The sequence below is a fragment of the Vibrio kasasachensis genome (genome assembly GCF_050337565.1).
Lineage (GTDB): Bacteria > Pseudomonadota > Gammaproteobacteria > Enterobacterales > Vibrionaceae > Vibrio > Vibrio kasasachensis.
Window position 1 is genome coordinate 131,565 of sequence record NZ_JAKJTB010000009.1, and the last position, 13,738, is coordinate 145,302.

17 protein-coding genes are annotated in these 13,738 nt (G+C 42.0%); 10 read left to right on the plus strand and 7 right to left on the minus strand.

All coding sequences use genetic code 11. The features are described 5' to 3' along the window. Positions 1-10: 10 nt before the first annotated feature. Positions 11-1,000, minus strand: a complete 990-nt coding sequence (locus tag L4C38_RS03445; RefSeq protein ID WP_428796135.1) for an endonuclease/exonuclease/phosphatase family protein — start codon at positions 998-1,000, stop codon at positions 11-13. A gap of 202 nt (positions 1,001-1,202) precedes the next feature. Here L4C38_RS03445 and nrdD point away from each other — a divergent pair, with 202 nt between their 5' ends. The 5 genes from nrdD (at position 1,203) to L4C38_RS03470 (ending at position 6,638) form a co-directional block, all read left to right on the plus strand. Continuing rightward, positions 1,203-3,323, plus strand: coding sequence for an anaerobic ribonucleoside-triphosphate reductase (gene nrdD / locus L4C38_RS03450; RefSeq protein ID WP_428796136.1), 2,121 nt, complete (start codon positions 1,203-1,205; stop codon positions 3,321-3,323). A 60-nt stretch (positions 3,324-3,383) separates the two neighbouring features. After that, complete coding sequence (gene nrdG / locus L4C38_RS03455) at positions 3,384-3,851, plus strand: anaerobic ribonucleoside-triphosphate reductase-activating protein (RefSeq protein ID WP_428796137.1); 468 nt, start codon at positions 3,384-3,386, stop codon at positions 3,849-3,851. A gap of 160 nt (positions 3,852-4,011) precedes the next feature. Further along, entirely contained in the window at positions 4,012-4,611 is a 600-nt protein-coding gene (locus tag L4C38_RS03460) for a GNAT family N-acetyltransferase (protein WP_428796138.1), read from the plus strand. A 139-nt stretch (positions 4,612-4,750) separates the two neighbouring features. Then, positions 4,751-5,932 (plus strand): amino acid aminotransferase, encoded by a 1,182-nt coding sequence (locus L4C38_RS03465; RefSeq protein WP_428796139.1) that lies wholly within the window; start codon positions 4,751-4,753, stop codon positions 5,930-5,932. Positions 5,933-5,990: 58 nt separating this feature from the next. After that, a complete protein-coding gene (locus tag L4C38_RS03470; protein WP_428796140.1) occupies positions 5,991-6,638 on the plus strand; it encodes an ATP-dependent zinc protease family protein in 648 nt (215 codons plus the stop codon). Between the two features lie 76 nt (positions 6,639-6,714). On the opposite strand, the gene bamJ is transcribed toward L4C38_RS03470, so the two are convergent. Beyond that, positions 6,715-7,188, minus strand: coding sequence for a BamJ family beta-barrel-assembly machinery protein (gene bamJ / locus L4C38_RS03475; RefSeq protein ID WP_428796141.1), 474 nt, complete (start codon positions 7,186-7,188; stop codon positions 6,715-6,717). A 17-nt stretch (positions 7,189-7,205) separates the two neighbouring features. Then, positions 7,206-7,823 carry a thioredoxin domain-containing protein gene (locus L4C38_RS03480; protein WP_428796142.1) on the minus strand — a complete coding sequence of 206 codons (618 nt, stop codon included), beginning with the start codon at positions 7,821-7,823 and terminating at the stop codon, positions 7,206-7,208. 247 nt (positions 7,824-8,070) lie between these two features. On the opposite strand from L4C38_RS03480, the gene L4C38_RS03485 reads away from it, so the two are divergent. Beyond that, positions 8,071-8,691: an OmpA family protein gene (locus L4C38_RS03485; protein ID WP_428796143.1), complete on the plus strand. Its 621-nt coding sequence runs from the start codon at positions 8,071-8,073 to the stop codon at positions 8,689-8,691. Between the two features lie 115 nt (positions 8,692-8,806). Next, positions 8,807-10,309, plus strand: coding sequence for a glycerol kinase GlpK (gene glpK / locus L4C38_RS03490; protein ID WP_428796144.1), 1,503 nt, complete (start codon positions 8,807-8,809; stop codon positions 10,307-10,309). Positions 10,310-10,365: 56 nt separating this feature from the next. On the opposite strand, the gene elbB is transcribed toward glpK, so the two are convergent. The 4 genes from elbB to L4C38_RS03510 form a co-directional block, all read right to left on the minus strand. Continuing rightward, positions 10,366-11,016, minus strand: a complete 651-nt coding sequence (elbB, locus tag L4C38_RS03495; protein WP_428796145.1) for an isoprenoid biosynthesis glyoxalase ElbB — start codon at positions 11,014-11,016, stop codon at positions 10,366-10,368. 36 nt (positions 11,017-11,052) lie between these two features. Continuing rightward, positions 11,053-11,250, minus strand: a complete 198-nt coding sequence (locus L4C38_RS03500) for a hypothetical protein (RefSeq protein WP_428796146.1) — start codon at positions 11,248-11,250, stop codon at positions 11,053-11,055. Between the two features lie 140 nt (positions 11,251-11,390). After that, a complete protein-coding gene (locus L4C38_RS03505) occupies positions 11,391-11,642 on the minus strand; it encodes a YgjV family protein (RefSeq protein WP_428796147.1) in 252 nt (83 codons plus the stop codon). 280 nt (positions 11,643-11,922) lie between these two features. Next, positions 11,923-12,243 (minus strand): DUF496 family protein, encoded by a 321-nt coding sequence (locus L4C38_RS03510; RefSeq protein WP_428796148.1) that lies wholly within the window; start codon positions 12,241-12,243, stop codon positions 11,923-11,925. 189 nt (positions 12,244-12,432) lie between these two features. Between L4C38_RS03510 and L4C38_RS03515 the strand changes: the two genes are divergently transcribed. Genes L4C38_RS03515 through L4C38_RS03525 form a run of 3 tightly spaced genes read left to right on the plus strand, consistent with a single transcriptional unit; the run spans position 12,433 to position 13,621 of the window. Further along, complete coding sequence (locus L4C38_RS03515) at positions 12,433-12,627, plus strand: hypothetical protein (RefSeq protein WP_428796149.1); 195 nt, start codon at positions 12,433-12,435, stop codon at positions 12,625-12,627. A 27-nt stretch (positions 12,628-12,654) separates the two neighbouring features. Then, complete coding sequence (locus L4C38_RS03520; protein ID WP_428796150.1) at positions 12,655-13,311, plus strand: YceH family protein; 657 nt, start codon at positions 12,655-12,657, stop codon at positions 13,309-13,311. Next, complete coding sequence (locus tag L4C38_RS03525; protein ID WP_428796151.1) at positions 13,298-13,621, plus strand: GIY-YIG nuclease family protein; 324 nt, start codon at positions 13,298-13,300, stop codon at positions 13,619-13,621. Before L4C38_RS03520 ends, L4C38_RS03525 begins: the two co-directional genes overlap by 14 nt. Positions 13,622-13,738 lie beyond the last annotated feature (117 nt).

Consider the following 13,738-nt stretch of genomic DNA (forward strand, 5'->3'; position numbering starts at 1 on the left):
TTTAACCGAGTTAGGTTTGAGTGAGTGTAACCGTTATCGGGCAATGGTCACTCAACCTATAATCTATGACGTCTTCGCTATGATACAACTGCTGCGTTGCCTCATTTACTAACATATCTTCACTGATCACGGCATGATCGATGAGTGAGTGAAATTGATGAGTCCGCTGTGGATGGTTGCGGTTGCGTACTTTACATTTGGCTTTAACGTTTTTAGTTGCGATTTTCGCTTTGGTGGATTGACGAATTTTCCCCCAAAGCCAATCGTTGGGGAAGGAGAGGTCATGATTGAAGTCACCAGTTATTACATAGCTTTGCCCTAACTCTTCTCGTTCTTGAATCCACGCATTCAGCGCTTTACCTTGAGTGGCTAGTGTTTGACACGCTTTAGAATTGGTATAGCGTCCGGGACAACGGGCTTTTAAATGCACACTGAGCAGGTGAGTAGGGTGTGCTTTCTCTCGCTCCACTATTATGTAACTAGCGAAGCGTAGCTTGTCGTTTCTATTAGCAGGTAATAGAGAGAAGTCCTTCACATCGACAACATCTATTCCTTTCTGTACGGCGAAACCAGTGTATTGATTAATGTTTTTATACTGAAAATGGCTATTTTCAGTTAAGGCACGGTCAGAAAGGTAGACGTTATAGTTATTGCCAATCACTCGTTTTATCGCGTCGATATCTCCAACCTCTTGAAATGCAAGAATAGGTGTCTCTAACTGTTGGAAATAGATTGCCATTTTGTAAAAATCGGCGTTACCGCGTAATGAAGGTTCGAAACGTTTGTTTCCTTCAGAAACGAACCATTCCATATTCCAAGCTGAAACTTTGAGCGATTGATTCGCTTGTGTTGGAAATGCGATCAAAGCCACTACATATAGAAAAATGAGATGTTTCCCAGCCACATTTTGTTCCTTCTCTGATGCCATCATTGATAAACCTTTATCTAGTAAGCCTTCGTGAAAAATCAAGTTTAAAAGCGAAAAAACTGCAATTTTCATGGTTTTCTTTGCATCTGAGATCCATGCCAATAAGATCGTTTCGTTCTTGTACTGTAACCCTATTTTATTGATCTCGATCAATACTTTAAGGTGGTGCTTTGGAGTTTAATACGCCACAACATCTAGTGTCAGTCAAAAAAATAATAACCCTATATAGTGTGTTTGTGGATAACTCTGTGAGTATACTGGGTAAGGAGAAAAGGTGAAACCAATCGTAATCAAGCGTGACGGCTCAAGAGCTCCGTTTAGCAGGGATCGTATTCAAGCAGCTGTAGAATCGGCAGCAGAACACGTGAACAACGAAATCGCCATTTATGCTTTAAATGTAGCGTTAGCTGTTGAGCTACAGCTAAAAGATCACGATGAAGTACACATCAACGAAATCCAAACCCTAGTTGAAAATGAACTGATGCAAGGACCATACAAGTCTCTTGCGCGTTCGTACATCGAATACCGTCATGATCGTGATATTGCACGCGAGAAGCAAAGTGCATTAACACGTGAGATTGAAGGTCTAATTGAAGAAAGCAACGTTGAGCTCATCAACGAAAATGCGAACAAAGACGGGAAAGTGATCCCAACTCAACGTGATTTGCTTGCCGGTATCGTGGCTAAACATTATGCAAAAACACACATTTTGCCACGTGACGTTGTACAAGCACATGATGAAGGTGACTTACATTACCACGACCTAGATTACGCACCATTTTTCCCAATGTTTAACTGTATGCTTATCGATCTAAAGGGCATGCTGACGCATGGTTTTAAGATGGGTAATGCGGAAATTGATACACCAAAATCAATTTCTACAGCAACAGCTGTAACGGCACAAATTATTGCGCAAGTAGCGAGTCACATTTATGGCGGAACTACTATCAACCGTATTGATGAAGTACTTGAACCTTACGTGCAATCAAGTTACGAGAAGCATCTAAAAATCGCTAAAGAATGGGATATTCATAGCCCAGAAGAATTTGCTATTTCTCGTACTGAAAAAGAATGTTATGACGCATTCCAATCACTAGAATATGAAGTAAACACCTTACACACTGCGAATGGTCAAACACCGTTTGTTACTTTTGGTTTTGGTTTAGGTACCAGCTGGGCATCTCGTTTGATTCAGCAGTCTATCTTGAAAAACCGAATTGCAGGTCTTGGTAAAAACCGCAAGACAGCTGTATTCCCTAAACTGGTGTTTGCGATTAAAGATGGCTTGAACCATAAAGAGCAAGATCCTAGCTACGATATTAAGAAGCTTGCACTTGAGTGTGCTTCTAAGCGCATGTACCCAGATATCCTTAACTACGACAAAGTTGTTGAGGTTACTGGATCATTTAAGACTCCAATGGGTTGCCGTAGCTTCTTGAATACTTACGAAGAAAACGGCGAACTTATCCATGAAGGTCGCAACAATATTGGTGTTGTAAGCCTGAACCTTCCACGTATCGCGATTAAAGCGAAAGGTGATGAAGAAGCATTCTTCAAGATCTTAGATGAGAAGTTACACATTGCACGCCGTGCGCTAGAAACACGTATCTCTCGCTTAGAAAATGTCAAAGCACGTGTAGCACCGATTCTTTATATGGAAGGCGCGTGTGGTGTTCGTTTGAAAGCAGATGACTCAATTGCTGACATCTTCAAAAATGGTCGTGCATCAATTTCGCTTGGTTACATTGGTATCCACGAGATGGTTAACGCGCTATACGGCGCAGGCGAGCATGTGTATGACGCAGAAGAGCTACGTGTAAAAGCACTGAACATTGTTAAGTACTTGAAGAAACATGTGGATCAGTGGACAGAAGAAACAGGTTACGGTTTCAGCTTATACGGTACGCCTAGTGAAAACCTATGCAGTCGATTCTGCCGCATCGATACTAAAGAGTTCGGTGTATTAGAAGGTGTGACAGACAAAGGTTACTACACAAATAGCTTCCACTTAGATGTTGAGAAGAAAGTTAACCCTTACGATAAAATCGACTTTGAAATGCCTTATCCGCATGTCTCTAGTGGTGGCTTTATCTGTTACGGTGAGTTCCCGAACATGCAGCGCAACGTAGAAGCGTTGGAAAACGTATGGGACTACAGCTACACCCGCGTTCCTTACTACGGAACCAATACACCAATCGATGAGTGTTACGAGTGTGGTTATACTGGTGAATTTGACTGTACTAGCAAAGGCTTTACGTGCCCAAGCTGTGGCAACCACGATTCAAGTAAAGTATCAGTAACGCGTAGAGTATGTGGTTACCTTGGTAGCCCAGATGCCCGACCATTTAACTTTGGTAAGCAAGAAGAAGTTAAACGTCGTGTGAAGCATCTATAGTTTTATTAGTCACACCCAACCAGCTCACTAAAGTGGGCTGGTTTTTCTAGTTTAAGATTTATGAATTATCATCATTATTACCCAATTGACGTTGTAAATGGTCCAGGCACGCGCTGTACGTTGTTTGTTTCAGGTTGCGTGCACGAGTGTCGTGGTTGTTACAACAAAGCCACGTGGCGACTTGATAGCGGGCATACATACACGCAGCAATTGGAAGATCAAATCATCGCTGATCTCAACGATACGCGAATCAAACGTCGAGGCTTATCACTCTCAGGTGGTGATCCGCTGCACCCAGCCAACGTTGCTGATGTGCTTCGTTTAGTTAAGCGTGTACGCAAAGAGTGCCCGAATAAGGATATTTGGCTGTGGTCTGGCTACACACTTGCGGAGCTAAATGAACAACAAAAGCAAATCGTCGATCTGACGGACGTGCTGATAGATGGTAAATTTGAACAAGATAAAAAAGACCTCAATTTAGAATGGCGCGGTAGCGCAAACCAAGTTATTCACTACTTCAAACTCTAGTTTTAATGGCAGATTTAGGTGTCGTATTTTATATAACAAATCTTAACCAAGCGTTTCATTCACTGGCGTTCTGAATGCGGCTTCAGTCAAGCTATTGTTATGAGATTCAAAAGTTTACCTCCGTAAGTTTTATACTAGAGTGCCATTATTCGAGATTTCTATGTTGATGAAATTATCGTTCGACCACCCAGATTTCTTACTTAGTGTCGAATCTGCACTCGCCGATGACCCCTTATATACGCTTCTTAGTGACTCAGATTATCAACGCCGAAAGCTAGTAAACATATTTTCCACTCGTCTGTTAAACAATAGTCGAGGAAAAATAACAGCTTATTGTATTGGTGAGCATATTGATGCCGCAGCGGTTTGGAGTGATTTGAATCAATCCGGCGAAAGTTCATGGTATACGGGATTAATTTGCCAAGTGAAAATGATGGCTTCGGGAAGCATGACCGATATTGGTAGGATTCATAAGTCATTACAAGCAATGGAATGTAAAATCGACAACTTGCAAAACAACTGTGATAACTACTTGTCTTTGTTGTTTGTCGATAGTCGATTTCGCGGTAAAGGACTAGCGACTCAACTAGTGCATCCAATATTCCGCCAATTTGACCTTGAGGGGCGAGTGTGTGGAGTTGACACTTTTAATCCCGTTAATCTATCGATTTACCAAAAGTACGGCTTCACTTTGTCAGATAGTGTTGAGTTTGGCAATGGAGTAGTTAATTACCAAATGATTCGTCGCCCAACAGCTTGAATGTCGCTAAATTCCCGCAACTAATGAGTCTTAAAGGAAAATTTCATTCTGAAAAATGTTTTATTAGTCGAAATTTTCAGTAACTAGTGTTAACTTAATTATCACTATCAACAATGAATTTCAAAGGGTTGTGACTTTCATGTTCTCTCATTTACCAGAACCAACATTAGATCCAATACTCTCTCTCTCTGTTGCATACAGAAATGATCCACGTTCAGGAAAGGTCGATCTTGGCATTGGTGTCTATAAAAACAGCTTAGGCGAAACGCCTATAATGCAAGCAATAGATCTTGCACAACATAAAGTGCTAGCTTCGCAAAAAACCAAATCGTATGTTGGGCTGGCTGGCTGTGAAGAGTTTAACCAATCAATGATTTCACTCGTGCTTGGTGATTCCCCTGTTTTAGACCGAGTGTCAGCGATTCAAACGCCTGGCGCGAGTGGTGCATTACGTATGCTAGGTGACTTGATGAGAGTCGCGCAACCTAATACCACGGTATGGTTATCCAATCCAAGTTATGTAAACCATAAACCTGTGATGGAAGCGGCTGGTCTTAAAGTTAAGTTCTATAGTTACTTTTGCCCAGTGACCAAGCAGGTGGACAAAGCCCGTATGCTTGAGGAATTGACGCATGCAGGCAAAGATGATGTTGTATTGCTGCATGGTTGCTGCCATAACCCAACTGGAGCCGATATCGACTTTGACACTTGGCAACAGCTTACTCGCATGGCTCAAGAGAAAGGATTTACGCCATTTGTTGATGTTGCTTACCAAGGTTTTGGTGATGGTATTGATGAAGATGCAGCCGGGTTGCGCTATATGGCAGAGCACGTTGAAGAGATGATGATCACCACATCGTGTTCTAAGAACTTCGGTCTTTATCGTGAGCGAACTGGAGCTGCAATTGTACTGGGTAAATCGGCGGCGGATGCAACGAAAGCTCGTGGTAAGTTACTGACGATGGCTCGTGCAACGTACACTATGCCGCCGGATCATGGTGCGGCATTGGTTAAAACGATTCTTCTCGATGCTGAATTAAAGAAGATTTGGCAACAAGAGTTAATTGTTATGCAAAAACGTTTAGTTTCTTTACGCCAAGCATTATGTGATGAGTTTAGAAAAACGCACAATACCTCTGAGTTTGATTTTATCCAGTCCCACAAAGGTATGTTTACTGTGCTAGGCTTTAGTCAGCAACAGATGTCTCTACTACGTGATGAGTATGGAATTTATGGGGTAGGTGATGGTCGAATCAATATTGCGGGTTTGACGGAAGGTGATATCGCCTACGTCGCGGATGCAATACTTAAAGTATCGTAAATAAAAAGGGCTCGTTAGAGCCTTTTTTATCATTATTATCGTCAATTTGGGGGATTGAATGAAGAAAACTTGGAACTCAACTTTTCTAATTATGTTATCAAGCACATTAGTCGCTTGTGCCAGTCAAAATGGTGCTCCTGAGCCAGAACAGCCAGAAAAAACGGTGGTTGAGCAACCAGTCGAACAACCAAAAGAAGTCTCTGAAACAAAACCAGAAGTAACCCCGGAAGCTAAACCTCAAGTGAAACCTAAACCACCAGTAGAACTTAATAAAAATACAGCTGATGGAAAACTCATTCTTGGCGAAAAAGAGTGGGTTTATATACCCGGGTTAGAACAATCATTCCGTGCGCGTATTGATACTGGCGCTACTACGTCATCCATTAGTGCTGTTGATATCGTTCCGTTTGAAAGAGATGGTAAAGATTGGGTTAAATTTAAAATGGTGCATGAAGGGGTGAGCAGCAAAGAAATTGCGTTGCCTGTTGAGCGTTGGGTAAGAATCAAGCAGTCAAGTGCTGAAGGTACACAACGTCGCGCTGTCGTTCATGCATGGATCGAAATTGGTAATATGAAAGAGAAAACGGAATTTACGTTAGCCGATAGAACGCATCTTGCTTTTCCTGTTTTACTCGGTCGTAGTTTCTTTAAAGATGTTGCAGTCGTCGATGTGAGTCACAAATATATTCAAGACAAACATAAATAGCTATGTCGCATCTATGACGTATCTTTGATTCAAAAAAACCGCTCATCGAGCGGTTTTTTTATTGTTGTTGTCGCGATTATTGAATATCCAATAATTCCACTTCAAAAATCAGTGTCGCTGATGGTGGAATTGGACCAGAGCCACTTTTACCATAAGCTAGAGTACTAGGAATAAACAGGCGAACTTTGTCACCTACCGTCATATAAGTTAGACCTTCTTGCCAACCTTTAATAACTTGCCCTAAACCAAAAGTAATGGGTTCACCACGATCTACTGAACTGTCAAAAACGGTGCCGTCAATCAGTGTACCGTGGTAATGAACTTTTACTTTGTTACTTTTAGTTGGATGAACAGTACCTTCACCTTTCTCAAGCACTAAGTATTGAAGCCCACTTTCCGTAGTAATGACGCCTTCTTTTTGAGTGTTTTCAGCCAAGAATGTTTGTCCAAGCTCGAAATTAACATCTGCGGTTTTATGGTTAGTCCACGTACGGTAGATAAAGAATCCCGCAAGAACGAAGATAACAATAGGGAAAATAATTTTAGTCATGAGTCCTTTCCGATTCGCTATTTTTTAATTAGATAGTTGATGGTGTTAGCAATACTTTCAATGTCTTGGTGACCTGAAGTAATGATTTGGTACTTGCCGTTTACAACAAATGTTGGTACGCCGCTGATCTCGCCTTGGGTGGTGATCTCATGAGCTATCTGCATGGCTTTAAATAGCTGACTTTGCTGTTCTTCACTAATATCATAAGGTGAAATCAACCCGCGGCTTTCAAACGCATTATCAATAGCACCTTTCTTTTGTGCCATGGTTGCGCCGTCGCCCATTTGAACCGCTGCAAACAGATCAAGCATCATTTGGTGGTCAGGTTTTTTACCGAGTTGCATTTCTGCACTGTAGTAAATCATGGCGCCAATTTGTGCGCTTTCGTTGAACGTTACATGAACCTTACCCACACTTTGATCAATCAGTTTTTCTAGCTTTGGAAGTTGAGCTTCCATTTTGCCGCAGTGACCACAGTTTAATGAGAATACCTCAGTGACTTGTGGAAGGCGAAAAACGGAAAGGTTTGCGGGTAGTTTAGTGTATTGCTCACCCTCTACTGGAGCCGTGTTTTCAGAGCATCCAGTAAGTAAGACTGAAAATCCAACGAGAAGTAAAGCGATTATTTTTTTCATAGTGTTATCTCATTAAGAACGCATGTACGTGTCAAAAGTGCTCAGATTCTACCGTTAACACGGCATGAAACAAAAGCTTATCTAGTACTGATTCGTAAATTCTAACAACTTATATACGAAAGTGGTGATTTGAGTATATTTACGGACAGTATTTAGCCTAGTTAGGCAGATTTTTATCAGCTTGGCTAAAGGTTTCCGATAGATGAACGATATAAATGTAGCGAGTATAAGATTTAATGGTGATGTGATGAGATTTTTAACCCTAGGTGTGAGTATGTCGGTTCTGTTTTTGGGGGGATGTGGCTCATTGCCGACCGATGTTTTGACGGGAGATATGTTAACCGTCGCACCACAGAGTAGTAGTGGAGTGTTGCATCCTGAATGGGGTGACGCCACTGTTGTATCGCGTTCTGGGGTTGAAGGTCCTTATGGCGAAAAAAACGCTTATCAGCCGCATTCATTAGAGAGCTTTTTAGCGAAGCATAATCTCGATTATGAAGTGCTACCCGGTGGGTACAAAATGATTCGCTTGATGGATACAATCAAATTTCAAACTGGTTCTGCTCACGTGTCAAATCAATCGGCATATTGGCTAAACACCATTGGTCGTTATATCGCTTCTCAACCGGGAATAGATGTCGTAATAGATGGTCATGCAGATAATTCTGGAGCTGCCTCTTTTAATGATTCGTTATCAGTACAGCGCGCTGATGCGGTTAAACAGACATTGGTCAGCAATCGTGTAAATAGACAATTAATCTTCACACGCGGCTATGGTGAGACGACACCCGCGTGCAGTAATTCAACCACTTACGGCAAAGCATGCAACCGCCGCGCGGAACTTCGTTTCATTTTGTCGGCGGATTAATAAGCAAACGAACCATATCTGCTAGCCCTACAACGAGAATAGCGACCTAGTCGCTATTCTCGTTTCTATATCTGCCTATAATTATTGTAAAAGATAAATGGATAGGATTTTTAGAGTGAAACAAAAGAAGTATATTGTTGCTTTAGACCAAGGCACCACGAGCTCCCGAGCAATAGTATTCGATCATAACGCTCATATTGTAAGCGTGTCACAACGTGAATTTACGCAAATCTACCCGCAAGCTGGCTGGGTAGAACACGATCCGCTTGAAATCTATGCTACTCAAAGCGCAACGCTGTCTGAGGCTATCGCCAAAGCGGAAATTAGTAGTGATGAAATCGCCTCTATTGGTATTACAAACCAACGTGAAACCACGGTGGTATGGGATAAAAATACGGGAAAACCGCTCTATAACGCTATCGTCTGGCAGTGCCGTCGCACAACAGAAATATGCGATAGTTTTGCCGAAGCAGGCTTCGAGCAATTGATCCAACAAAAAACCGGCTTGGTATTGGACCCTTATTTTTCTGCTTCCAAAATTAGATGGATACTGGATAACGTTCCGAAAGCACGAGTCCAAGCAGAGAATGGCGAATTGTTGTTTGGGACGATTGATACTTGGTTGATGTGGAAAATGACTCAAGGTCAAGTTCACGCAACTGACTACACCAATGCTTCTCGTACCATGTTGTTCAATATCGACAGCAAAACATGGGACCATCAGTTACTCAGCTTATTTGGCATTCCGATTTCAATGATGCCAGAGGTGAAGTCGTCATCAACTTTATATGGTCATGCACTGATTGGTGGTTCAAGTGTTCCAATTAGTGGTGTAGTCGGTGATCAGCAAGCCGCTCTTTTCGGTCAAAAATGTACCAAGCCGGGTCAGGTTAAGAATACGTATGGTACGGGTTGTTTTTTGTTGATGAACACGGGTGATAAAAAGGTGAGATCGACCAACGGTCTACTTACAACACTTGCATGTGATGAATTTGGTGCCCCAGTTTATGCACTCGAAGGTTCGGTGTTTATGGGGGGGGCTTCTATTCAATGGCTTCGTGATGAACTGAAGCTTTTGACTCATGCTAAACAATCACAAGCGATGGCTAATGAGGTAGAGAGCTCTAATGGCGTTTATGTGGTACCTGCATTTACAGGATTAGGTGCCCCATATTGGGATCCGCGTGCTCGTGGCACTATTGTGGGTCTCACTCGCGGAGTGAGCGCAAATCATATCGTTCGTGCAACGCTTGAGAGCATTGCCTATCAGTCTAAAGATGTGCTGGATGCGATGCTTGCTGATGCGAAGGTGTCGTTAGACAGCTTGAAAGTAGACGGTGGGGCGGTATCAAATGATTTTCTGATGCAATTCCAAGCCGATGTACTTCAAACCGAGGTACATCGACCACACGTGAGAGAAACAACAGCAATGGGTGCTGCCTATCTTGCCGGATTATCAGTTGGATTTTGGCAAGGGTTGGATGACATTCAAACTGATTCGACCAATGACGATTGTTTTTTGCCAAGTGAGGATATTGATAAACAGGCTCGCCGTTACAAAGGCTGGAAAAGAGCAGTAAGGTGCGCTCAGGTCTGGGCATCACCAGATGGTGAGTGACAGTGTCACGTATTGAGTGAATCGTGAGCAGCGCCTAGAAAAGGCGCTGCTGTTAATTAGCTTATCTCTATTAGCTTACAAACCAACTTGTTGATGCCTCGAGCTGCATCGCTAACTGATTGTGCAAGCATATAAGCGGGAGTTGAAAGTACATTGTGGGTTTGATCATACACCAGATCATCAACGGCACAGTCAAGGTGCTCACCACCTGCAGTATTGAAAGCTAGTGCGGTATCCAGGTCGCTGCCGATGGTGCCTTTAACACCAGTTGAGTAAATAAATGGAATAAGTGCCGGAGCGATACATAAGTAACCTGCGGGTTTTCCAAGCGCAGCAAATTTTTTGCATACGGCTGCCACATCAGAGTTGAGTTCGCATTCCGCTCCTTTCAAAGCAAAGTTGGAGAGGTTTTTAGCAACACCAAATCCGCCTGGCAGTAATAATGCATCAAAATGCTCTGCTTCCAGTTCAGTTACATCTTGTATGTTCCCACGCGCGATTCTTGCAGACTCAATGAGCACGTTACGCTTCTCTTCCATCTCCTCACCCGTCATATGGTTAATAACGTGATGCTGGCTGATGTTAGGAGCAAAGCAATGCCACGAAGCTCCATTTTGCTCTAAAGCGAGAAAGCTCAATACTGTTTCATGGATTTCAGATCCATCGAATACGCCAGATCCACTTAAAATGACCGCGACTTTTTTCATCGTAATTTCTCCAATTTAGGCGTCAAGATTTCCTATTTATGACTTGGTTCTTTTGTTGGCCTTTGAATCCTTTCTAGATAACAAATTAGGATCGTTATCTTGACTAATATTTTCAGTAAGTGAGCTGCTATCTTGTTGTTCTGTAGAGGTGTCAGGGCAGTATTCTTCTTGATTGCGATAGTACTTAACTAAGAAAGGGGTCAACATAATGCTGGAAGGAAGAAAGTGTTTCATTGTCTGCGCCTCGCTTGTTACAGAGGATTCAGTATGGCGCGTTATTTAACACAAGTCTTTGTTTATATTTAGATATGTGGGAGGGGTCGACCTTTGTGTCGATGATAAATTGAACCCCAGCGGGTGCCGGGGTAGCCGAATTAAGCCGTAGAACCTAAATTAGCGGTTTTTTTTTGATGATGCATTCTTGCTAAGAAATAGACGTTAACGCATGCGATAAAACCGTTTGTTAAAACCACTGGCCATGAATCAATCATCAGCCCGTACGCAGTGAATAACCCACAGCCGATAAAGTTCAACACACGCAGTCTAACGATGTCTTTCATTGTTAATGATATCGCGACCATGATAGATGCTGCGTAACCCAAGATTTCAACCATATTCATATCCATTTATTGACCCTCTATCTATTTACCGATTGTCATCGGTGCCCATCTTCTCTTCTTGAGATTGTGAGGAGTGTCCGTGCCTCGAAAGGTCTGTTTATCTAATTGAAAATATAGCAGGGGAAATTATGTGATGAAAGCCCCAAAAATATGAAGATTGAAGGTTAGCGATTACGCAAACGTTTAGGTTAAATTTTAGGGTGGGTTGTCAACGTACGGTAAACAAAAAAGCCTGCCTCGAATGAGAGACAGGCTATAGAATCAGTGCAGAATTTGTAAAAGGCTGTTACTTCTTGGTGCCTTTTTGAACTTGCTTATCTTCTTCAGTCAGTTCGCGAATGCGACGACTAATGTCACGTCGGTCTTTAGATATTTCGGCGCTCTTGATGATGTGATCGTCAACGCGATCTTCGTAGTCAGCTTTCATATTTTTAATGATGCTTACGATTTCATCGTGCGTCATGTCTGACTTAATGTAATCCATCAAGTTTTCTAGCAAATCCACGCGCTTGCGGTTATCTCGAACTTTCTTCTCGTTGTCTACTAGCTCACGTTTTAACTTATTTTTACGGCGAGCTTGAGATACGATTTCTAATACACCACTCATAGGTTCCTTTCCTAATCTTAACCTTAACTACCAATGATTAAATCATAACAATGCAAGTGTTAACAGTACTAAGATCAATCATTACGATAAGTTGGCGCTTTTCTGTTCAAATCGAATAGTAAGTTATTGAGCCTACGAATGGAACGATATATTATTTTGCAAAATTGAAAGTGAATTGAAGTTTCAGATATGCGCCAATCAGAAATCATCATCCCGAAATCAGAAGATCCTTCGATTTCATCGCGCAGTCGAAAGCTTGTTAAAGCGTATAGATTCGAGCGAACTCAACAAGAAATTACAGAAGTGGAGCTAAACAGAGCTAAAATTGTCATGATTGATGAAAATGGCAATATGAAGAGAATCCCAATCCTAGCCGAGCACTAACATAATTCAAATAATAAGGATGAACCTATGAACATTGAGCTATCTCCAATTGAAGCAAGGGTAATTGGTTGTCTAATTGAGAAAGAAGTCACCACACCAGATTACTATCCTCTCACGCTTAATAGCTTAACTTCGGCATGCAATCAAAAAAGCAACCGTGAACCTGTCCTTGCTCTTGATGAGGCAGAGGTTCAGGATGCATTAGACAGCCTCGCAGCGCGTCGTCTTGTTAGTGATGAAAGTAGTTTCAATAGCCGTGCTAGCAAATTCCAGCATCGCTTTTGTAATACTGAATTTGGTGACCTTAAGTTAACGGAGCAAGAGAAAGCGATAGTGTGTTGTCTGTTGTTACGTGGAGCCCAGACCCCGGGTGAATTGAGAACTAGGACTAACCGTTTAGCTGATTTTGCGGACGTGAAAGAAGTTGAGTTAGTACTTGATAGAATGACGGATCATAACTCAGGTATTTTAGTGGTGAAGTTACCTAGAGAGGCGGGTAAGCGTGAATCTAGATATCAACATTTGTTTAGTGGAGATGTAGACATAGAGTCATTTCAGGCTGCGACTGCAAGTGTTGCCACCAACGTGGGTAAGGTTGAGCGTCTTGAAGAAGAATTAGTGGCACTCAAAGAAGAAGTAAAAGAACTTAGAGCGTTGATTGAACAACTTAATGAGCGAATCTAACCCCATTCTCTGGAGCGTATATCTTGTACGTATGCGCTCTGATGCTTTGTATTGTGGTATTACAACGGATGTGACAAGGCGATTTGGTCAGCATGTTTCTGGACATGGTGCTAAAGCATTGAAAGGTAAAGGTCCTTTAGTGTTAGAGTGGCATCAATCTTTGAACTTCAGCCGTAGTGTTGCTTCTAAAGTTGAGTATCAATTGAAGCGTCAGAATAAAGCGATAAAAGAAGCGCTAATTCGTGGGGACTTAGCATTGCCTGATGTTATACAACAAGATTTATATGAAGAAATATACAGTTTTAGTTGAAAGTATATTATTCTTTTTAGTAGGTGAAATAATTAGTTTGGAACACATATACCCAAGCAACCTCAAGACTCGGAATTCTGCATCTTGAAGTCACTTGGGCATAATTGACATGTACCG